The organism is Delftia sp. SD018, assembly GCF_017355445.1.
Lineage (GTDB): Bacteria > Pseudomonadota > Gammaproteobacteria > Burkholderiales > Burkholderiaceae_C > Comamonas > Comamonas acidovorans.
In genome coordinates this window covers 38854-58992 of the sequence record NZ_JADDRN010000010.1, presented here as the reverse complement: position 1 = coordinate 58992, position 20139 = coordinate 38854, and the positions used below count along the sequence as shown (strand labels likewise).

Genomic DNA, 20139 nt, shown 5'->3' with positions numbered 1-20139 from the left:
GAGCGTGGATGGGAGGGGACAATGGCCGTGGAAAACGGGCGCGCGATTTTAGCGGCGAAACAGGCCATTGCCAGTGACAGCCGGGAACTGCGGGGAATCCCCAGGTAGACGCGCCCAAGGGGGTTTCAGTCAGTGGCATGTAAGACCGGCCCCCGACAGTCACACCACAATTTTTATTTGGCCAGCCCAGGAGACAAGCAAGCATGAGCACCGCAACAGCATCCCCCATTGAATCGGTACTGGTGGAGAACCGGGTCTTCCCGCCGCCGGCAGACTTCGCCGCCAAGGCCCGCATCTCCGGCATGGAGCAGTACAAGGCGCTGTGCGCCGAGGCAGAGAACGACTACCAGGGCTTCTGGGCCCGCCTCGCGCGCGAGAACGTGGTCTGGTCCAAGCCCTTCACCCAGGTGCTGGACGACAGCAATCCCCCGTTTTTCCGCTGGTTCGCCGACGGCGAACTCAACGCCAGCGCCAACTGCCTGGACAAGCACATGGGCACGGACGTCGAGCACAAGACGGCCATCATCTTCGAGGCCGATGGCGGCGAGGTCACCAAGGTCAGCTACCGCGAACTGCTGGAGCGCGTCTCGCAGTTCGCCAACGCGCTCAAGGCGCAGGGTGTGCAAAAGGGCGACCGTGTCCTGATCTACATGCCCATGACCATCGAGGGCGTGATCGCCATGCAGGCCTGCGCGCGCATCGGCGCCACGCACAGCGTGGTGTTCGGCGGCTTCTCGGCCAAGGCGGTGCAGGAGCGCATCGTGGACGTGGGCGCCGTGGCCGTGATCACCGCCAACTACCAGATGCGCGGCGGCAAGGAGCTGCCGCTCAAGGCCATCGTGGACGATGCGCTGGCGCTGGGCGGCTGCGAGGCCGTGCGCCATGTCTTCGTCTACGAGCGCACGGCCACGGCCTGTGCCATGACGGCAGGCCGCGACAAGACCTTCGGCGAGATCCTGGCCGGCCAGAGCACCGAGTGCGCACCCGTGGCCGTGGATTCCGAGCACCCGCTGTTCATCCTCTACACCAGCGGCTCCACGGGCAAGCCCAAGGGCGTGCAGCACTGCACGGGCGGCTATGTGCTGTGGGCCAAGCAGACCATGGAGTGGACCTTCGACCTCAAGCCCAGCGACGTGTTCTGGTGCACGGCCGACATCGGCTGGATCACCGGCCACACCTACGTGGCCTATGGTCCGCTGGCCGCTGGCGCCACGCAGATCGTGTTCGAGGGCGTGCCCACCTTCCCCAACGCGGGCCGCTTCTGGCAGATGATCGAGCGCCACGGCTGCACCATCTTCTACACGGCGCCCACGGCCATCCGCTCGCTGATCAAGGCCGCCGACGGCGATGCCGCCGTGCATCCGAAGAACTCGGACCTGTCCAGCCTGCGCCTGCTGGGCAGCGTGGGCGAGCCCATCAATCCCGAGGCCTGGATGTGGTACCACCGCAATGTGGGCGGCGAGCGCTGCCCCATCGTGGACACTTTCTGGCAGACCGAGAACGGCGGCCACGTGATCGCCCCCATGCCTGGCGCCACGCCGCTGGTGCCGGGTTCGTGCACGCTGCCGCTGCCGGGCATCATGGCCGCCATCGTCGACGAGACCGGCCATGAACTGCCCAACGGCGCAGGCGGCCTGCTGGTGGTCACCAAGCCCTGGCCCAGCATGATCCGCACCATCTGGGGCGACCCCGAGCGCTTCAAGAAGAGCTACTTCCCGGCCGAGCTGGGCGGGCAGACCTACCTGGCCGGCGACGGCGCGGTGCGCAGCGAGGACCGTGGCTACTTCCGCATCACGGGCCGCATCGACGATGTGCTCAATGTCTCGGGCCACCGCATGGGCACGATGGAGATCGAGTCGGCCCTGGTGTCCAAGACCGACCTGGTGGCCGAAGCCGCCGTGGTGGGCCGCCCCGATGACCTGACAGGCGAGGCCATCTGCGCCTTCGTGGTGCTCAAGCGCTCGCGTCCCACGGGCGAGGAGGCCAAGCAGATCGCCAAGGAGCTGCGCGACTGGGTGGCCAAGGAAATCGGCCCCATCGCCAAGCCCAAGGACATCCGCTTTGGCGACAACCTGCCCAAGACGCGCAGCGGCAAGATCATGCGCCGCCTGTTGCGCTCGATTGCCAAGGGCGAGGCCATCACCCAGGACACGAGCACGCTGGAGAACCCGGCCATCCTCGACCAGTTGGCCGAGACGAACTGAGGGCGGACACGCCCGCCATGAAGAACCGGAGCACAGGCTCCGGTTTTTTCTTGGCTGGACTGCGGGCGGCGCGCTGTCTTGCAGTCCTATTTTGTGTGGGCCGACAGCTCAGGCATGATGGCTGCAGTACAACCGAAGCTGTTGTTTTCACCACTGCCGAGGGAGGCGTTGCACCATGAATCTGAGAACCCTGTCGCTGCTGATCACCGTGGCCCTGATTGCGCTGCTGGCGGCATTCAACTGGAACACGCTGGCCGCGCCTTCCGTCGTGTCGCTGGGCGTGACCGAAGTCCAGGCGCCGCTGGGCGTGCTGATGCTGGCGCTGACCTGCCTGCTGGGCGTGTTCTTCGTCGCCTATGTGCTGTGGCTGCAGGGCTCGGTACTGATGGAGGCGCGCCGCCACGCCAAGGAAATGCAGGCCCAGCGTGACCTGGCCGACAAGGCCGAGGCCTCGCGTTTCACCGAGCTGCGCACCGTGCTGGAAGACCTGCATGCGCGTGACAAGGAAGTGCTGATGGCACGGCTGGACGGGCTGGAGGCGCACCTGGTGCAGCGTGCCCAGGAGTCGGACAACAGCACGGCCGCCTATGTGGGGCAGCTGGAGCAGCAGGTTCGCCTGTACCAGCAGCCCGGCGCAGGCGCTCCGGACTACAGGTAGGCGGCTCGCGCCTGGAATCACGGGCGTACCATGAAAAAAAACCGCGCGACTTTCGTTGCGCGGTTTTTTTCGTTGCGGGCCCCGAGGCGGGAGGCCGGCGGAACTTACTTCAGCGACAGCACCCAGGCGGCCAGCTTCTTGGCGTCGGCATCGTTGACCTGGGGGTTGGCGGGCATGGGAACCGGGCCCCAGACGCCGCTGCCGCCCTTCATGATCTTGGCGGCCAGCTTGTCCACCGCGTCCTTCTGGCCTGCGTACTTGGAGGCCACATCCTTATAGGACGGGCCCACCAGCTTCTTGTCCACGGCGTGGCAGGCCATGCAGTTCTTGGAGGCGGCAAGAGCCTGGTCGGCCATGGCGGGAGCCACGGTGACGACGGTCAAGGCCAATGCGATCAATGTCTGCTTCATCATGAGTTCCTGGGGGTTGTCGGGAATAATTATGCGAAACATTGTAGTGGGCGCGCATGCCTGATGCGTTACCTCGTGTGAAGCACCGTCTGGTGAAGGAGAAGTTATGTATCTGTTGGGAATCGCGGTCCTGCTCACCCTGCTGAAGTTGGCCGATATCGAGCCTGTGGCCTCCTGGTCCTGGTACGTCATCCTGGGCGCCTATGGCGTGACGGCAGCCTGGTGGGCCTGGGCCGACACCTCTGGCTACACCAAGCGGCGCGCGGCCGACAAGATCGAGCAGCGGCGCTTGAAGCGCATCGAAAAGAACAAGGAAGCCATGGGCACGGGCACGCGCTCGCGTTCGCGCCGCTGAGGGGCCTTGAACGGCGGCGCAGGCTTCGCCGCAGGCGATGCCTGGGGTCTGCAAAGGGGCGGCCCATGCCGGCCGAGGCATTCCTGTGCCCCAGCGGTGCGGCGGGCGCTGCGCCATAATCTTCGCCCAGACCCTGGCCTTCCCCACAGGACCAGGGATGGACCGAGACGACAGACAACTGGATTCCCCATGCCCGCATACCGTTCCAAGACTTCCACCGGCGGCCGCAACATGGCCGGTGCGCGCGCCCTGTGGCGTGCCACCGGCATGAAGGATGGCGACTTCGACAAGCCCATCATCGCCATCGCCAACTCCTTCACGCAGTTCGTTCCGGGCCACGTCCACCTCAAGGACCTGGGCCAGCTGGTGGCGCGCGAGATCGAGGCCGCAGGCGGCGTGGCCAAGGAATTCAACACCATTGCCGTGGACGACGGCATCGCCATGGGCCACGACGGCATGCTGTACTCGCTGCCCAGCCGCGACATCATCGCGGACTCGGTGGAGTACATGGTCAACGCCCACTGCGCCGACGCGCTGGTGTGCATCTCCAACTGCGACAAGATCACCCCCGGCATGCTGATGGCTGCCATGCGGCTGAACATTCCGGTGATCTTCGTCTCCGGCGGCCCCATGGAGGCGGGCAAGACCAAGCTGGCCAATCCCAACACGCACAAGCTGGAGTTCAAGAAGCTGGACCTGGTCGATGCCATGGTGATCGCGGCCGACTCCAACTACACCGACGAGCAGGTCGCCCAGGTCGAGCGCTCGGCCTGCCCGACCTGCGGTTCCTGCTCGGGCATGTTCACCGCCAACTCCATGAACTGCCTGACCGAGGCGCTGGGCCTGTCCCTGCCCGGCAACGGCACGGTGCTGGCCACGCATGCCGACCGCGAGGAACTGTTCAAGCGCGCCGGCCGCCGCATCGTCGAGCTGGCCCGCGAGTACTACGAGCAGGAAGACGCCTCCGTGCTGCCGCGCTCCGTGGGCTTCAAGGCCTTCGAGAACGCGATGACGCTGGACATCGCCATGGGTGGCTCCACCAACACCATCCTGCACCTGCTGGCCATTGCCCGTGAAGCCGAGATCGACTTCACCATGGCCGACATCGACCGCCTCTCGCGCTCCGTGCCCCAGCTGTGCAAGGTGGCGCCCAACACGCAGAAGTACCACATCGAGGATGTGCACCGCGCCGGCGGCATCTTCGCCATCCTCGGCGAGCTGGCCCGCGCGGGCAAGCTGCACACCGACGTGCCCACCGTGCACGCCAAGACCCTGGGCGAAGGCCTGGCGCAGTGGGACATCACCACCACCCAGGACGAAGCCGTCAGGCACTTCTACCTGGCAGGCCCGGCAGGCATTCCCACCCAGGTGGCCTTCAGCCAGAACACGCGCTGGCCCAGCCTGGACCTGGACCGTGCAGAAGGCTGCATCCGCTCCTACGAGCACGCCTTCTCCAAGGAAGGCGGCCTGGCCGTGCTGACGGGCAACATCGCCCTGGACGGCTGCGTGGTCAAGTCGGCCGGCGTGGACGAAAGCATCCACGTGTTCGAAGGCACGGCCCACGTGACCGAGTCGCAGGACGAGGCCGTGCAGAACATCCTGGACGACAAGGTCAAGGCCGGCGACATCGTCGTCGTGCGCTATGAAGGTCCCAAGGGCGGCCCGGGCATGCAGGAAATGCTCTACCCGACCAGCTACATCAAGTCCAAGGGCCTGGGCAAGGAGTGCGCGCTGCTGACCGACGGACGCTTCTCGGGCGGCACCTCGGGCCTGTCCATCGGCCACTGCTCGCCGGAAGCTGCCGCTGGCGGCGCCATCGGTCTGGTGAAGAACGGCGACCGCATCCGCATCGACATTCCCAACCGCAGCATCAACGTGCTGGTCTCCGACGAGGAGCTAGCCCGCCGCCGTGCCGAGCAGGATGCCAAGGGCTGGAAGCCCGCCGAGCCGCGCCCGCGCAAGGTCTCGGCCGCGCTCAAGGCCTATGCCAAGCTGGTGATGTCGGCCGACAAGGGCGCCGTGCGCGACCTGTCCCTGCTGGACGACTGACACCGCGCAGCACCGCCGCCCGGCGGTGCGCACCCGATGAAAAGAAAAAGGGATGGAAGGCCTTGCGGCTTTCCATCCCTTTTTCTTTTCTCTTCTTTCAGGCCCTTGAGGGCTCTTGTTTCATCGCGGGGCGACCGGCTTGCCGTTTCATCGTGGCTGCCGGTTTGCTTTTCATCGTGGGGCGACTTGTCTTCAGGCGGGCTCGCCCATCTTGCTTTGCAGGTAGTTGGGCAGACCGATCTTCTCGATCAGGCCCAGTTGCTTCTCCAGCCAGTAGGCGTGGTCTTCTTCCGTGTCGCGCAGCTGGGCCAGCAGCAGGTCACGGCTGTTGAAGTCGCTGTGGCGCTCGCACAGGGCCATGGCCGAGCGCAGGCTGTCACGCACACGGTATTCGGTGGCCAGGTCCTTGCGCAGCATCTCTTCGACGGTCTCGCCGGGCGTGAACTCGTGCGGGCGCATGTCGGGGCGGCCGCCCAGGAACAGGATGCGGCGCAGGATGGCGTCGGCGTGCTGGGTTTCCTCTTCCATCTCATGGCCGATGCGCTCGAACAGGCGCAGCAGGCCCTGGTCTTCGTACTGGCGCGAGTGGATGAAGTACTGGTCGCGCGCGGCAAGCTCGCCGCGCAGCAACTCTATGAGGCATTCGATGACTTCTGGTTGGCCTTGCATGTTCTTCTTCTCCTGACTGTGTGAACGCCGCAAGTATCGCGTGAACCGGCCCTTGGGCCAAAGCGCGCGCTGCAATTCCCCGTGGACGGCGCATTGCATGCATGCGCGACGCAGAAGCATTCGCATCGCGGCAGGCTGGTGGGGGGGGCTGGGGCTAGGGTAAACGCTGTATTGCGGGCTTCAATAATAGTTATTTATCATAACGATTATGGAGCCGAAGCATCGGTGTCCAAAACCCCATTTCCCCTTTGCACAAGGAAGCGCAATGAGCACCGAACGTACCGAAGAACAGACCGTGTCCTGCACCGTCACAGGCCGCGTGGCCTGGGTGAAATTCAACCGTCCCGAAAAGCGCAACGCCATGAGCCCCCAGCTCAACCGCCAGATGATGCGTGTGCTCGACGACCTGGAGTTCCGTGACGACGTGGGCGTGGTCGTGCTTGCAGGCGAAGGCACGGCCTGGACGGCCGGCATGGACCTGAAGGAATACTTCCGCGAGACCGAGGCCACCGGCCTGGCCGGAACCCGCAAGGCCCAGCGCGAGAGCTATGGCTGGTGGCGCCGCCTGCGCTGGTTCCAGAAGCCGACCATTGCCATGGTCAACGGCTGGTGCTTCGGCGGCGGCTACGGCCCCCTGTTCGCCTGCGACCTGGCCTTTGCCTCGGATGACGCCAAGTTCGGCCTGTCCGAAATCAACTGGGGCATCCTGCCCGGTGGCGGCGCCTCCAAGGTGGCCGTGGAGCTGCTGTCCTTCCGCCGTGCCATGTACCACGCCATGCTGGGCGAGAACATCGACGGCCGCACGGCCGCCGAGTGGGGCCTGGTCAACGAGTCGCTGCCGGCCGATCGCCTGCAGGCCCGCGTCACCGAAGTGGCCGAGGCCCTGCTGCAGAAGAACCCCAGCGCCCTGAAGGCCACCAAGGACGCCATCCGCCGCGTGCGCGACATGAGCTACGACAACGCCGAGGACTACCTGGTGCGCGCCCAGGAAGCCGCCAACAGCTATGACAACGAAGGCCGCAAGGAAGGCATGCGCCAGTTCCTGGACGACAAGACCTACAAGCCCGGCCTGGGCACCTACGACTTGAGCAAGCAAGTCACCCCCTGAGGCGCTTCGCGCCTTCCCCCTCTCTAACTCGCTTCGCGAGGGAGGGGGACGACACCCTCAGTGCGGGGCGGCCCTTCCTCGGTGTCCCTCGCTTGGGCAGCGTCCACCACGGGCGGTAGGCCTCCCAGCTTTAATCATTGGAGACAAGAATGACAACGACAGAGATGGCGGCCGCCCTGCGGCCCGACATCGGCAGGCTGCTGAGGCCGCGTTCCATCGCCATCGTCGGCGCCTCGGCCACGCCGGGTGCGCTGGGCGCATCGGTGCTGGGCAATCTGGAGCGCAACGGCTTCGCCGGCGACATCCACCTGATCAATCCCAAGCGCAGCGAGATCGCCGGGCGGGCCTGCCTGGCCTCGGTCGATCAGCTGCCCGAAGGCGTGGATGTGGCCGTGCTGGCCATCCCCCAGCCCTTTGTGCTGGACACGGTGCGCGCACTGGCGGCGCGCCGCGTGGGCGCGGCGGTGATCTTCTCGGCAGGCTTTGCCGAGGCCGGCGAGCGCGGCATGGCCGAGCAGCGCGAGATCGCACGCATTGCCGCCGAGGCCGGCATGGTGGTGGAAGGCCCCAACTGCCTGGGCTGCATCAACTACCTGCAGCGCGTGCCGCTGACCTTTGTCGAGGTGAATATCGACGCGCAGCATATCGATGCCGCGCGGCCCGCGATAGGCGTGGTCTCGCAAAGCGGCGCCATGATGACCGTGCTGTGCACCACGCTGGCCAGCCGCGCGCTGCCGCTGTCGCACGCCATCTCCACGGGCAACGAGGCCGCCAGCCATGCCGAGGACTATGTGGACTTCCTGCTGGAGCAGCCTTCCACGCGCGTGGTCGCCATGATCGTCGAGCAGTTCCGCCAGCCCGCGCGCATCCTGGCCGCCGTGGCCCGCGCGCGCAGCCTGGGCAAGTCCGTGGTGCTGCTGCATCCGGGCAAGAGCAGCGCGGCGCGCGCTTCGGCCGCCACGCACACCGGCGCCATGGCCGGCGACTATGCGCTGATGCGCACCAAGCTGGAACGCGCAGGCGCCGTGTTTGCCGAGACACTGGAGGAGCTGGGCGACATCGCCGAGATCGCCATCCGCTGCCCCGTGCTGCCATCGGCTGGTGGGGCCGGTGCAGCCGCTGCAGCGGGAGTTGCCGTGCTGGGCGAGTCCGGCGCCTTCAAGGCGCTGACGCTGGACTGGGCCGAGGAACTGGGCCTGGCCCTGCCCGCCATCGGCGACGACGACTCGCCCGCGCTGCGGGCTGCGCTGCCCGAGTTCGTGGGCGTGAGCAACCCGCTGGACCTCACGGCCCAGGGCCTGGTGGAGCCGGATCTGTATTTCCGCACGCTGGATGCGCTGTTTGGCGATGCGCGCTTTTCCACCGTCCTGGTCGGCCTGATCCAGGGCGATCCGGTGACCTGCGGCATCAAGATGCCACCCGTGCTGCGCGCCGTGCGCGAGCTGCGGCCGGCCAAGCCCGTCATCGTGGCGGGCCTGGACGAGGGCGCGGCCGTGCCTGCCGAGTTCATCGCCGAGATGCGTGCGCTGGGCGTGCCGTACTTCCCCAGCACCGAGCGTGCCCTGCGCGCCGTGCAGCGCCTGACGGCCTTCAGCCAGCGCAGTTTCGAGCGAACCGATGGCCAGCCCGTCGCGCTGACCCTGCCCGCAGGCCGCACGGTGGTGCCCGAGTACGAATCCAAGGCCGTGCTGGCACAGGCCGGCATACCCTTTGCGCGCGGCCGGCTGGCCACCTCGGCCGAGCAGGCCGTGGCGATAGCGGCGGAGATCGGCTGGCCCGTGGCGCTCAAGGCCCAGTCCGCCGACCTCAGCCACAAGAGCGATGCGGGCGGCGTGATCCTGAACATTGCCGATGCGCAGGCCATGGGCGAGGCCTGGAGCCGGCTGCATGCGAATGTGGCCGCCTATGACAGCGCCATTGCGCTGGACGGCGTGCTGATCGAGGCCATGGGCCAACGTGGCCTGGAGATGATCATCGGCGCGCGCAACGATCCGCAGTGGGGCCCGGTGATCCTGGCCGGCCTGGGCGGCGTGACAGCCGAGATCATGCGCGATGCGCGCCTGCTGGACGCCGACCTGTCCACCGGCGAGGTGCTGCGCGAGCTGGACCGGCTGCAGGGCGCGCCGCTGCTGCACGGCTACCGGGGCGCTCCGGCGCTGGACCGCCAGGCGCTGGCCGAGCTCATCGTGCGCCTGGGCCAGGTGCTGCGCGGCACGCCGGCCATCCGCGAGATCGACCTGAACCCGGTCATCGTGCTGCCCGAAGGGCAGGGGGTGGTCGCGCTTGATGCGCTGATGCTGGTCGAGCACAGCGCGGGCTGATGATCGCGCAAGGGCTGGCGCGGTGCGCCGGCCCTTTTCATGCGCAGCCCTGTCTCGCTTTCCCGCTTTCTTTTTTCCGCTTCCCCTTCCTCCACAGGAGGTCTCCATGAGCCTGCCTTACCCGCCGGGCCGCGTGTCCACGCCCGCGCCGGCCGAGTCGAACGGACTCGGCTATGCCTACTACGTCACCATCATCCTGCTGCTGGCCTACACCCTGTCCTTCGTGGACCGCCAGATCCTGGGTCTGCTGGTGCAGCCCATCAAGAAGGATCTGCAGCTGTCGGACTGGGTGTTCAGCATCGTCCACGGCTTTGCCTTCGCCATCTTCTATACCTTCGTCGGCATCTTCCTGGGGCGCCTGGCCGACCGCTGGAACCGCCGCAACCTCATCGTCATCGGCATGGCGATCTGGGTGGTGGCCACGGCGGCCGGTGGCTATGTCACGGGCTTTGTCTCGCTGTTCGTGGCGCGCATGTTCGTGGGCGTGGGCGAGGCGGCGCTGTCGCCGGCGGCCTATTCCATGCTGGCCGACTACTTCCCGCCCGAGCGCCGCGCGCGCGCCATGAGCATCTACACCTCGGGCGTGTACATCGGCTCGGCCACGGCCTTCATCGTGGGTGGCCTGGTCATCCAGGCCACCAGCCAGGCCGGCGAGGTGGTGTTCCCGCTGCTGGGCAGCTTCAAGCCCTGGCAGGCGGCCTTCATCTTCGTGGCCCTGCCCGGCATTCCGCTGGTGGCGCTGATGTACACCGTGCGCGAGCCGGTGCGCCGCGGCCTGCAGGCGGCAGGCGCCTCCGCCAGGGCCGCCGCTGCAGCAGGCCCCGCGCCCGATCTGTCCCATGTGTTCCGTAACAAGCGCGCCTTCCTGCCGCTGCTGCTGGCGCCTGGCATCACGGCCATGATCACCTTCGGCGTCACGGCCTGGCTGCCGGCCACCTTCATCCGCCAGTGGGGCTGGACGCCCGGCGAGATCGGCCCCGCCTACGGCGTCATCATCCTGACCTTCGGCATTGGCGGCATGCTGCTCAGCGGCTTCCTGGCCGACTACCTCACGGCGCGCGGCAAGCAGGTGGGGTCGATCGTCATCTCGCTGGTGGCCACCGGCGTGCTCATCGCCAGCGGCCTGGTGCTGGCCTTTGCGCCTTCGCCCACCGTGGCCCTGGTGGCCGTGGCGGTCACCACTTTCTTCCTGGGCATGCCGGTGGCGCTGGCGCCGCCCATCCTGCAGGCGGTCACGCCCAACCAGCTGCGCGGCCAGGTGACTTCCATCTACCTGCTGCTGATCAACCTGATCGGCCTGGGGCTTGGCCCCTTCCTCGTGGCCTTCTTCACGGACTTCGTTTTCCACGACGAAAAGCTCGTGGGCCTGTCGCTGGGCCTGGTGTCCGCCCTGGCCGCGCTGCTGTCCGTGCTGTGCCTGGCCAGCGCCATCGGCCCCTACCGCCGCCTGGTCGCGGCCATGGAGGGCCGGGCATGAGCGCGCAGGCATCGCATTGCTCGCATTACCAGCCGCCGCTGCAGGACATCCGCTTCGTCCAGCAGCACTGGCTGGGCGCAGAGGCCGACTGGCGCCGCATGCCGGCCCATGAAGCCCTGGACCAGGAGACGGCCGACATGGTGGTCGAGGCGGCCGGGCGCTTTTGCGCCGACGTGCTGGCGCCGCTCAACGGCCCGGCCGACCTGCAGGGCTGCCGACTGGAAGAGGGCAGGGTGCGTACGCCCGACGGCTTTCCCGAGGCCTATGCGGCTTTCGTGGAAGCCGGCTGGCCGGCCCTGGCCTGCGCACCGGAGGCCGGCGGCCAGGGCCTGCCCCAGCTGCTGGATGCCGCGCTGCACGAAATGCTGGCCTCGGCCAACCATGGCTGGACCATGTACCCGGGCATCCTGCACGGCGCCTATGCCTGCCTGCACGCGCATGGCGACGCGCACCTGCGCGCCACCTATCTGCCGCACATCGTCAGCGGGCGCTGGCTGGCCACCATGTGCCTGACCGAGCCCCAGGCCGGCTCCGACCTGGGCCTGCTGCGCACCCAGGCCCGGCCCCGGGGCGATGGCAGCTACCGCCTGGACGGCAGCAAGATCTTCATCTCGGGCGGCGACCAGGACATGAGCGAGAACATCGTGCACCTGGTGCTGGCGCGCCTGCCCGATGCGCCGGCGGGCACGCGGGGCCTGTCGCTGTTCCTGGCGCCGCGCGGCATTCCCCAGGACGGCGGCGGGTTCCTGCCCAATGCCATTCACTGCGACGGCATCGAAAAGAAGATGGGCATCAAGGGCAGCGCCACCTGCGCCATGCGCTTCGAGGGTGCGCAGGCCTGGCTGGTCGGCCAGCCCCATCAGGGCCTGGCCGCCATGTTCGTGATGATGAATTCCGCTCGCCTGCACGTGGGCCTGCAGGGCCTGGGCCATGCCGAGATGGCCTGGCAACTGGCGCGCGCCTATGCGGCCGAGCGCCGCCAGATGCGCGCCCAGCCCCGTCCCGCCGATGCGCAGGGCCCCGCCGACCCCATCGCCCTGCAGCCGGCCGTGCAGCGCATGCTGGCCGACCTGCGTGTGTGGACCGAAGGCATGCGCGCCATTGCAGGCTGGGTGGCGCACCAGCTGGACCTGGCCGAACAGGCGCCGGATGCCGAGGAGCGCGCCCAGGCCCATGCGCTGGCCTCGCTGCTCACGCCCGTGGTCAAGTCCTTCTTCACCGAGCGGGGCTTTGCGCTGGCCAGCGAGGCGCTGCAGGTCTTCGGCGGCTACGGCTATGTGCACGAGTACCGCATAGAGCAGACGCTGCGCGATGCCCGCATCGCCATGATCTACGAGGGCACGAACCAGATCCAGGCGCTGGACCTGCTGCAGCGCAAGGTGGCCGCCAGCGGCGGGGCCGCGCTGGCACCGCTGCTGGCGGCACTGCGCGAGGAGGCCGCTGCCTGCGAGGCGGCGGGCATGGAGCCCGGCCTGGCCGGCGCGCTGCGCAGCTGGAGCGATCGCACCGAAGCGCTGACGGATGCGCTGTGCGCCCGCGCCGCGGGCGACGCCCCGTTGCTGGCGCGCTGCGCCGAGGACTATCTGCGCCTGGTCGGCACGCTGTGCATGGCCTTTGCCTGCGCGCGCGCGGCGCGTGTCAGCCAGCCGCTGGCCGATCCGGCGCTGCGCCGCTCCAAGGCGGACAGCGCGGCCTGGTTCTTCGCGCATGGGCTGCTGGATGCGGAGCACTGGCTGCGCCGCACCGAGTGCGCCGCGCGCACGCCGCTGCCGGCTGCCGTGGCCTGAGCGGGCAGCCGGGGCTTTTATGATGGAACGCCGCACCGGCCCTGAAGATCCGCAGGCGCCGGGGCGGCTTTGCCTCGGTGTGCCTTCTTCCTCTTCCAGATCCGTGTCCATGGACAGCTCCTCCGAACCCGCCGTCGATCAGTCGCGCCTGCAGCGTTTCCTGGGCTACCGCCTCACGCGCGCGGAAATCCACATCCACAAGCTGTTCGCGCGGCGCGTGGCCGAACTGGACCTCAAGCCCAGCGAGTTCTCCATCCTGGTGCTGATCCACTCCAATCCCGGCATCTACCTGCGCCAGCTGGGCGAGGCGCTGGACATCTCGCCCTCCAACCTGGTGCCGGTGGTCGAGCGCCTGGTGCAGCGCGGGCTCATCGGGCGCCAGCCCGATCCGCGCGACCGCCGGCTGCAGCAGCTGCACATGACGGCCGAAGGCAGCGCGCTGCAGGCGCGGGCCGAGGGCGTGGTGGTGCAACTGGAAGACGAGCTGGAGCAACTGCTGACCTCCACCGAGCAGCGCCATCTGTTCGCGGCCCTGGACAAGCTCATGGCCATCCAGGAAAGCCAGCCGGGCTGAACCGCCGCGCCGCCCGCTTTCCAACCCCTGGCCGGCGCCGGCCATGCGGCGCTGCGGCACAATGCCGACCATGCTGATGTACCCGCAGATCGATCCCGTGGCCCTGCAGATCGGGCCCCTCGCCGTGCACTGGTACGGCCTGACCTATCTGGCCGCTTTCGGCCTCTTCCTCTGGCTGGGAACGCGCAGGCTGCGCCACCCGCCCTTCGTGCGCACGCAGGGCGACCGCGCCTGGACGCGCAAGGACGTGGAAGACATTCTTTTCCTGGGCGTGCTCGGCGTGGTCGTCGGCGGCCGGCTGGGCTACTGCCTGTTCTACAAGCCGGGCTACTACCTGAGCCACCCGCTGGAGATCTTCTATGTCTGGCAGGGCGGCATGAGCTTTCATGGCGGCCTGGTCGGCGTGATCGCCTCCATGGTCTGGTTCGCGCGCTCGCGGGCCCGCTCCTGGCTGGAGGTGGCCGACTTCGTCGCGCCCTGCGTGCCCACGGGCCTGGCGGCCGGCCGCGTCGGCAACTTCATCAACGGGGAACTGTGGGGCCGCTTCGCCAGCCCCGAGCTGCCCTGGGCCATGGTCTTCCCGCAAAGCGGCTCCATGCTGCCGCGCCACCCCTCGCAGGTCTACCAGTTCCTGCTGGAAGGCCTGCTGCTGTTCGTGCTGCTGTGGCTGTATGCGCGCAAGGAGCACAAGCCGGGCCAGGTGGCGGCGGTCTTCCTCGTCGGCTACGGCGCCTTCCGCTTCATTGCCGAGTACTTCCGCGAGCCCGATGACTTCCTGGGCCTGCTGTCGCTGGGCATGAGCATGGGCCAGTGGCTGTGCGTGCCCATGGTGATCGGCGGCATCGCCATGTGGTTCTGGGCTGCGGGGCGCCCGGCCTATCCTGCCCAGGCGGGCAAGCCGGCCTGAGGCCGGCGGTACGCACGGATACGAAGCGGGCCTGGTGCCCGCTTTGTTTTTTTGTGCAAGATTGGCGGGAGAGGGGGCAGGGGCGTGCATGGGGATAGCCCGAAGACAAGAACGCGACATCGGCGTACACGGTCTGCCGTGCAGACTCTCATAATGTGAGCAGCAAAAGATTGTCATTGGCCGATTGGCGGCATGACAGTCCCGTGACCGCTTGACATGGAGGAACTTCTGAATGGGTCTGGCTACTGACTGGATTGCCCGCAATGTGTCCCGCTTTCGCAGCACCGATGCGGCTGCGCCTGCAACAAAGTCCGAGGGCGAGGCAGCCAAGGGACCCGCGCCGCGCGGCACGGCCCAGCGCCTGCAGGCCACCCTGCGGCGCGGCCAGGAAGTGCTGTCCCCGCGCGAGCTGCGCAAGCTCATGGAAGACCTGCAGGCTGCCGCCGACGCCGGCCTGAGCGACGTCGAGGGCGGCCGCCATGCGCAACTGCTCATGGACTGGTACGCCCAGGCCGAGCTGCCTGCGCACAAGGATTTCTGGGCGCTGATCGTCGAGCAGTTCGGCCCCGATACCGAAGCCCTGATGGCCGCGCGCAAGCGCTATGACACGGCGGCCAGCGATGCCGAGCGCGGCCAAGCCGAGATGGACCTGCGCCGCGCGCTGATGTCGCCGCGCACGCGGCTGCTGCAGCGCTTTGCCCAGCCCCAGGGCGGCATGGGCTTTCTGGTGGACCTGCGCGCCGAACTGCTGGCCCTGCCCAAGGCGGAGCAGCAGCGCTTTTCCGCGCTGGACGCCGAGCTGGAGCATCTGTTTGCCAACTGGTTCGACGTGGCCCTGCTGGAGCTGCGCCGCCTGAGCTGGGACTCGCCGGCCTCGCTGATCGAAAAGCTCATCCAGTACGAGGCCGTGCACGACATCCGCAGCTGGGCCGACCTCAAGAACCGCCTGGACAGCGACCGGCGCTGCTACGGGTTCTTCCACCCGCGCATGCCCACCGTGCCGCTGATCTTCGTGGAGGTGGCGCTGGTGGACCGGATGTCCGACAGCATCGCCCCGCTGCTGGACGAGACGGCGGCGGCCTCCGACCTGGGCCGCGCCACCACGGCCATCTTCTACTCCATCAGCAACACCCAGGCCGGCCTGCGCGGCGTGAGCTTTGGCGACTCGCTGATCAAGCATGTGGTGGAGACGCTGACGGGCGAGTTCCCCCGGCTGCGCCATTTCGCCACGCTGTCTCCCATTCCGGGCCTGCGTGCCTGGATCGCCAAGCACGGCGATGCCATCCTGGAGAAGATGGACGAGCGCCAGCGCAAGGCCTTCGAGCTCAAGGCCGGCGGCATGGGCGCCGAGCACCTGCTGGCGGCGCTGGATGCGCCGCAGGATCTCAAGCCCGACGCACCCGTGCGCCGCGCACTGCTGTTCTGCGCTGCCCACTATCTGGGGCGCGAGACGGCCAAGGGCCGGCCGCTGGACCCGGTGGCGCGTTTTCACCTGGGCAACGGCGCGCGCGTGGAGCGGCTCAACTGGGCGGCCGACCTGTCGGCCAAGGGACTCAAGCAGTCGCTGGGGCTGATGGTCAACTACCTCTACGACCTCAAGCGCCTGGACAAGCATCGCGGCCTGCTGGCGCAGGGCCGCATACCGGTGTCCTCGGACATCGAAGCCCTGTGCAAATGAAAAGGGGCGCGGCGCAGGCCGTGCCCCTTTTCTTGCACAGGGACTGCTGCGCCTGACAACGAAGACAGCCTCAAAGAGGCGACAAGGAGACAAGTCATGCAAGCTTCCCACCCCACGGGGCGGCGCGCGGTGTTGCGCGCAGCCGGGGCCTCGATGGCCGCGCTGGCCCTGCCCATGGCAGCCCGCGCGGCGGCGGACTGGCCGTCCAAACCCGTTAACCTGGTCGTGCCGTTTCCGGCCGGCGGGGGCACCGATGCCTTTGCCCGCCCGTTCTCGGCCCAGTTCGCCAAAAGCGCGGGCAAGACCCTGGTGATCGACAACCGCGGCGGCGCAGGCGGCACCCTGGGCGCCAGCTACGCGGCCAAGCTGGCGCCGGACGGCTACAACTTCTTCATGGGCGGCACCCACCATGTGATTGCGCCGTCCATGTACCCGCGCCTGGACTATGACCTGGAGCGCGACTTCATCGCGCTGGCCCTGCTGGCCAGCGTGCCCCAGGTACTGGTGGTCAACCCGCGCAACGTGCCGCACAAGACCGTGCAGGAGCTGCTGTCCGACCTGCGCAAGCGGCCGGGCAAGCTCAACTACGCCTCGGCGGGCGCGGGCACCTCGCACCACCTGGCCGGCGAGCTGTTCAAGCTGCAGACCAATACCTTCATCACCCACATTCCCTATCGGGGCGCAGGCCCGGCGCTGCAGGACCTGATCGCCGGCAATGTGGACATGATGTTCGACGGCCTGGGCTCGTCGGCCCAGCACATCAAGAGCGGACGCATCCGCGCGCTGATGGTCTCTGGCGACAAGCGCAACCCCGCCTTCCCCGACGTGCCCTGCGCGGCCGAGTCCGGCCTGCCCGACTACACGGTCACGACCTGGTACGGCCTGTGGGCGCCCAAGGGCACGCCGCAGGCCGTGCAGGCCCAGGTCATCGACCAGGTGCAGCGCATAGGCTCGGCCGAAGAGATCAAGTCCATCTGGGCGCGCAACGGCGCCGACTACGGCGGCATGAACCAGCAGCAGTTCGCGGCCATGGTGCATGGCGAGATCGCGCGCTGGGCGCAGGTGGTCAAGGCCTCGGGCGCCAAGCTGGAGTAGCGGACGAGGGGCCGGGCAGGGCAGGGGCAGGGCGGCGGCATGCGCGTGCATGTCACCACCCTGTCACGGGCCTTGGCTACGGTCCATCCCTTCTGAGATCCATCCTGGGAGGGAATATGAACAAGGCAGACAAGGTCCGCTCGCCCGCATCCGTGCTGCTCGCGCTGGTCCTGGCTTTCGGCACGGCCACGGGCCTGGCAGGCTGCGGCGGCAGCGACGACGGCCCCGAGACCATCGGCTCGCTGCGGCTGATCGGCGACTACAGCATCAAGACCAAGACACTGTTCGACGGAGTGGAGTTCGGCGGCATCTCCGGCCTGGACCGCGCGCCCGATGGCAGCTACTGGGCCATCTCCGATGAGCGCGGCGGCGAGCGTGGCACGCCGCGCTTCTACAACCTGGGCATTCAGTTCGATGACAAGGCCATCCAGGCCGTGACCATCCGCAAGATGGTCACGCTCAAGGGCCGCGACGGCCAGCCGCTGCCCGGCACGCGCCGCACCGTGGACCCCGAAGGCATCCGCGTGGCGCCCAACGGCAACCTCTACGTGTCCAGCGAGGGGAACTTCAGCACCGACCCCGCCAGCCTGTTCCAGCCCTTTGTGCGCGAGATCAAGGTCGACGGCAGCTTCGTGCGCGACTTCGAGACGCCTGCGGCCTTCAACTACGTGGACAACACCACCAGCGGAGGGCGCAACAACAAGCTGTTCGAGGCCCTGGCCGTCACGCCCGACGGCAGCGTGTTCACGGCCAACGAGGATGCGCTGGTGGAAGACGGCCCCCTCACCACGCTGGCAGCGGGCAGCGTCATCCGCGTCCTCAAGCTCGATCCGGCCACGGGCAAGTCGGGGGCGCAGTATGCCTACGCATTGCCGAAGATTCCCCTGGACAAGGCCGCCAGCGGCAGCTTTCCGCCGGACAACGGCCTGCCCGAGCTGCTGGCGGTCTCCAACAACGAGTTCATCGCCATCGAGCGCGCCTTTGCCGATGGCGTGGGCAACACCATCCGCCTGACGCGCGCCACCATCGAGCCGGACACCACCGACGTGCGCAGCTTCAAGAGCCTGTTGGGCGCCAGCTACAAGCCCATGAAGCGCGAGCTGCTGCTGGAAATGCCCGTGACCTACCAGGGCGTCAAGCTCGACAACATCGAAGGCATCTCCTGGGGTCCGCGCCTGGCCAACGGCAACCGCACCCTGGTGCTGGTGGCCGACAACAACTTCGCGGACAACCAGGTCACGCAGTTCCTGGCCTTTGAAGTGCGGCCCTGAACCCTCTTCGGGCTACCTTGACTTGCGCGGGCGCTCGTAGCCCGCCTGCGCGGGCGCGCCCAGCACCATGTCGGTGAAGGCGCTGCCGCCTGCGCAGATGTGCTGGCGCATGGCCTCGGCGGCCACCTCCGCCTGGCCTGCGCAGATGGCGGCCACCACGGTGGCGTGCTCCTGCTGCGAGCGCGCAAGCCGGCCGGGCTTCTCGAACATGCGGCCCCGGTAGGGCGTGATGCGCAGCCGCAGCAGCCGCGTCTGCTCCACGATGAAGTCGTTGCCGCTGGCCTCGTATATCAGTTCGTGCAGCTGCATGTTGGCCTGCACATAGCCTTCGGCATCCTGCGCCTGGGCGCAGGCGGCGGTGTGCGCCAGCGCCGCCTGCAGCCGCTCGCGCAGCTGCGCATGGATGCGCGTGGCAGCCAGCCGCGCTAGCACGCCTTCCAGCTCGGCCAGGCCTTCCATCATGGCCACCAGCTCGCGCGCATCCAGCCGCCGCACATAGATGCCCGAGCGCGGAACGATCTCCACCAGCCCCTTGGCCACCAGCAGCAGCAGCGCCTCGCGCACGGGGGTGCGCGAGGCGCCGAAGCGTTCGCACAGGGCCGGCTCGTCGATGGCGTCGCCGGGCCGCATGGCGCCCGAGCGCAGCTCGTCTTCCAGCGATTGCCGTATACGCTCCTGCAGGCTGGACGTGGCCGGGGTTTTCTCCAATGGCTGCTTGGCTGGAAGCATTTTCTAATTCAAATATATCTGATTGACTGACTGATACATATGAAACCCAGACTCGACATCCAGGATCACCTGGCCACCATCACGCTGCAGCGTCCCGAAGCGGCCAACAAGCTGGCCCCCGAAGACCTGGGCACGCTGGTCGCGCATGTGGAGCATATCAACCACCGCGACGATGTGCGCGTGGTGGTGCTGCGCAGCGAAGGCAAGTACTTTTGCAGTGGTTATGATATATCAGAGATCCAGGGCAGCCAGACCGAGGGCAGCAGCTTCGGCGAGATGGTGGACGCCATCGAGCAATGCCGCGCCGTGACCGTGGCCGCCATCCAAGGCGGCGTCTACGGGGGTGCCACGGACATGGCCCTGGCCTGCGACTTTCGCGTGGGCAGCACGGCGGCCGAGATGTTCATGCCGGCCGCGCGCCTGGGCCTGCATTTCTACGCCGGCGGGCTGGAGCGCTATGTCTCGCGCCTGGGCCTGGACACGGCCAAGCGGCTGTTCCTGACCTGCGAGCGCATCCAGGCCCCGGAGATGAAGGCCTGCGGATTCCTGACCCATCTGGCCGATCCTGCCGCCTTCGCCGCGGCCGTGGAGCAGCTCACCGGCACGCTGGCCGCCATGGCGCCCATCCCCCTGTTCGGCATGAAAAAGCACCTGAACCTGATCGCGCGTGGCCGCCATGACGTGGCCGAGATCACGCGCGAGGTGCAGCGCAGCATCGCCTCCGAAGACCTGCAGGAAGGCGGCCGGGCCTGGCGCGAGAAACGCAGTCCGGAGTTCAAGGGGCGCTGAACCGCATCCACCCGCATACACGCAGATTGCCCGTGGTGCTGCCTACCGCCCACAGCCC

At 67.9% G+C, this 20139-nt stretch carries 17 protein-coding genes; 14 read left to right on the top strand and 3 right to left on the bottom strand.

All coding sequences use genetic code 11. The features are described from left to right. Positions 1-203: 203 nt before the first annotated feature. Positions 204-2204 (top strand): acetate--CoA ligase, encoded by a 2001-nt coding sequence (acs, locus tag INR38_RS12130; RefSeq protein ID WP_013803247.1) that lies wholly within the window; start codon positions 204-206, stop codon positions 2202-2204. A gap of 175 nt (positions 2205-2379) precedes the next feature. Further along, positions 2380-2862 (top strand): hypothetical protein, encoded by a 483-nt coding sequence (locus INR38_RS12125; protein ID WP_013803246.1) that lies wholly within the window; start codon positions 2380-2382, stop codon positions 2860-2862. Positions 2863-2966: 104 nt separating this feature from the next. Here the strand turns inward: INR38_RS12125 and INR38_RS12120 are convergent, their stop codons facing one another. Beyond that, complete coding sequence (locus INR38_RS12120; RefSeq protein WP_034398318.1) at positions 2967-3272, bottom strand: c-type cytochrome; 306 nt, start codon at positions 3270-3272, stop codon at positions 2967-2969. 106 nt (positions 3273-3378) lie between these two features. Here INR38_RS12120 and INR38_RS12115 point away from each other — a divergent pair, with 106 nt between their 5' ends. Together INR38_RS12115 and ilvD are read left to right on the top strand one after the other, a co-directional pair. After that, positions 3379-3627: a TIGR04438 family Trp-rich protein gene (locus INR38_RS12115; protein ID WP_013803244.1), complete on the top strand. Its 249-nt coding sequence runs from the start codon at positions 3379-3381 to the stop codon at positions 3625-3627. Positions 3628-3816: 189 nt separating this feature from the next. Beyond that, positions 3817-5676 (top strand): dihydroxy-acid dehydratase, encoded by a 1860-nt coding sequence (gene ilvD, locus INR38_RS12110; protein WP_043819478.1) that lies wholly within the window; start codon positions 3817-3819, stop codon positions 5674-5676. A gap of 192 nt (positions 5677-5868) precedes the next feature. Here the strand turns inward: ilvD and bfr are convergent, their stop codons facing one another. Further along, on the bottom strand, positions 5869-6345 hold the full coding sequence (bfr, locus tag INR38_RS12105) for a bacterioferritin (protein WP_013803242.1): 477 nt from the start codon (positions 6343-6345) through the stop codon (positions 5869-5871). 265 nt (positions 6346-6610) lie between these two features. Here bfr and INR38_RS12100 point away from each other — a divergent pair, with 265 nt between their 5' ends. The 9 genes from INR38_RS12100 to INR38_RS12060 all read left to right on the top strand — a co-directional run bounded on the left by INR38_RS12100 (position 6611) and on the right by INR38_RS12060 (position 18563). After that, the gene (locus INR38_RS12100) at positions 6611-7453 is read left to right on the top strand and encodes a p-hydroxycinnamoyl CoA hydratase/lyase (protein WP_013803241.1); all 843 of its coding nucleotides are present in this window, start codon (positions 6611-6613) and stop codon (positions 7451-7453) included. A gap of 149 nt (positions 7454-7602) precedes the next feature. After that, on the top strand, positions 7603-9774 hold the full coding sequence (locus tag INR38_RS12095; protein WP_207443980.1) for an acetate--CoA ligase family protein: 2172 nt from the start codon (positions 7603-7605) through the stop codon (positions 9772-9774). 106 nt (positions 9775-9880) lie between these two features. Next, a complete protein-coding gene (locus tag INR38_RS12090; RefSeq protein WP_063326633.1) occupies positions 9881-11251 on the top strand; it encodes an MFS transporter in 1371 nt (456 codons plus the stop codon). Beyond that, a complete protein-coding gene (locus INR38_RS12085; RefSeq protein ID WP_207443982.1) occupies positions 11248-13038 on the top strand; it encodes an acyl-CoA dehydrogenase in 1791 nt (596 codons plus the stop codon). The genes INR38_RS12090 and INR38_RS12085 overlap by 4 nt, the downstream gene beginning before the upstream one ends. Before the next feature lie 109 nt (positions 13039-13147). Next, the gene (locus INR38_RS12080) at positions 13148-13612 is read left to right on the top strand and encodes a MarR family transcriptional regulator (RefSeq protein ID WP_034391791.1); all 465 of its coding nucleotides are present in this window, start codon (positions 13148-13150) and stop codon (positions 13610-13612) included. Positions 13613-13673: 61 nt separating this feature from the next. Beyond that, complete coding sequence (gene lgt / locus INR38_RS12075; RefSeq protein WP_242699045.1) at positions 13674-14519, top strand: prolipoprotein diacylglyceryl transferase; 846 nt, start codon at positions 13674-13676, stop codon at positions 14517-14519. 232 nt (positions 14520-14751) lie between these two features. Then, a complete protein-coding gene (locus INR38_RS12070) occupies positions 14752-16197 on the top strand; it encodes a malonyl-CoA decarboxylase (RefSeq protein WP_013803236.1) in 1446 nt (481 codons plus the stop codon). Between the two features lie 96 nt (positions 16198-16293). Continuing rightward, positions 16294-17292: a tripartite tricarboxylate transporter substrate binding protein gene (locus tag INR38_RS12065; protein ID WP_012204613.1), complete on the top strand. Its 999-nt coding sequence runs from the start codon at positions 16294-16296 to the stop codon at positions 17290-17292. A gap of 116 nt (positions 17293-17408) precedes the next feature. Beyond that, the gene (locus INR38_RS12060; protein ID WP_207443986.1) at positions 17409-18563 is read left to right on the top strand and encodes an esterase-like activity of phytase family protein; all 1155 of its coding nucleotides are present in this window, start codon (positions 17409-17411) and stop codon (positions 18561-18563) included. A gap of 12 nt (positions 18564-18575) precedes the next feature. Here INR38_RS12060 and INR38_RS12055 read toward each other — a convergent pair whose 3' ends face one another. Then, positions 18576-19292, bottom strand: coding sequence for a GntR family transcriptional regulator (locus INR38_RS12055; protein ID WP_013803234.1), 717 nt, complete (start codon positions 19290-19292; stop codon positions 18576-18578). 39 nt (positions 19293-19331) lie between these two features. On the opposite strand from INR38_RS12055, the gene INR38_RS12050 reads away from it, so the two are divergent. Further along, positions 19332-20081 (top strand): enoyl-CoA hydratase/isomerase family protein, encoded by a 750-nt coding sequence (locus tag INR38_RS12050; RefSeq protein ID WP_207443988.1) that lies wholly within the window; start codon positions 19332-19334, stop codon positions 20079-20081. Positions 20082-20139: the final 58 nt, after the last annotated feature.

Bases quoted from the DNA above. Each gene is read 5' to 3' on its own strand.
- INR38_RS12060 (WP_207443986.1), top strand. From the start codon at position 17,409: ATGAACAAGGCAGACAAGGTCCGCTCGCCCGCATCCGTGCTGCTCGCG.
- INR38_RS12065 (WP_012204613.1), top strand. From the start codon at position 16,294: ATGCAAGCTTCCCACCCCACGGGGCGGCGCGCGGTGTTGCGCGCAGCC.
- INR38_RS12125 (WP_013803246.1), top strand. From the start codon at position 2,380: ATGAATCTGAGAACCCTGTCGCTGCTGATCACCGTGGCCCTGATTGCG.
- INR38_RS12055 (WP_013803234.1), bottom strand. From the start codon at position 19,292: ATGCTTCCAGCCAAGCAGCCATTGGAGAAAACCCCGGCCACGTCCAGC.
- INR38_RS12100 (WP_013803241.1), top strand. From the start codon at position 6,611: ATGAGCACCGAACGTACCGAAGAACAGACCGTGTCCTGCACCGTCACA.
- INR38_RS12080 (WP_034391791.1), top strand. From the start codon at position 13,148: ATGGACAGCTCCTCCGAACCCGCCGTCGATCAGTCGCGCCTGCAGCGT.
- acs (WP_013803247.1), top strand. From the start codon at position 204: ATGAGCACCGCAACAGCATCCCCCATTGAATCGGTACTGGTGGAGAAC.
- bfr (WP_013803242.1), bottom strand. From the start codon at position 6,345: ATGCAAGGCCAACCAGAAGTCATCGAATGCCTCATAGAGTTGCTGCGC.
- INR38_RS12120 (WP_034398318.1), bottom strand. From the start codon at position 3,272: ATGAAGCAGACATTGATCGCATTGGCCTTGACCGTCGTCACCGTGGCT.
- INR38_RS12070 (WP_013803236.1), top strand. From the start codon at position 14,752: ATGGGTCTGGCTACTGACTGGATTGCCCGCAATGTGTCCCGCTTTCGC.
- INR38_RS12090 (WP_063326633.1), top strand. From the start codon at position 9,881: ATGAGCCTGCCTTACCCGCCGGGCCGCGTGTCCACGCCCGCGCCGGCC.
- INR38_RS12050 (WP_207443988.1), top strand. From the start codon at position 19,332: ATGAAACCCAGACTCGACATCCAGGATCACCTGGCCACCATCACGCTG.
- INR38_RS12095 (WP_207443980.1), top strand. From the start codon at position 7,603: ATGACAACGACAGAGATGGCGGCCGCCCTGCGGCCCGACATCGGCAGG.
- INR38_RS12115 (WP_013803244.1), top strand. From the start codon at position 3,379: ATGTATCTGTTGGGAATCGCGGTCCTGCTCACCCTGCTGAAGTTGGCC.
- ilvD (WP_043819478.1), top strand. From the start codon at position 3,817: ATGCCCGCATACCGTTCCAAGACTTCCACCGGCGGCCGCAACATGGCC.
- INR38_RS12085 (WP_207443982.1), top strand. From the start codon at position 11,248: ATGAGCGCGCAGGCATCGCATTGCTCGCATTACCAGCCGCCGCTGCAG.
- lgt (WP_242699045.1), top strand. From the start codon at position 13,674: ATGCCGACCATGCTGATGTACCCGCAGATCGATCCCGTGGCCCTGCAG.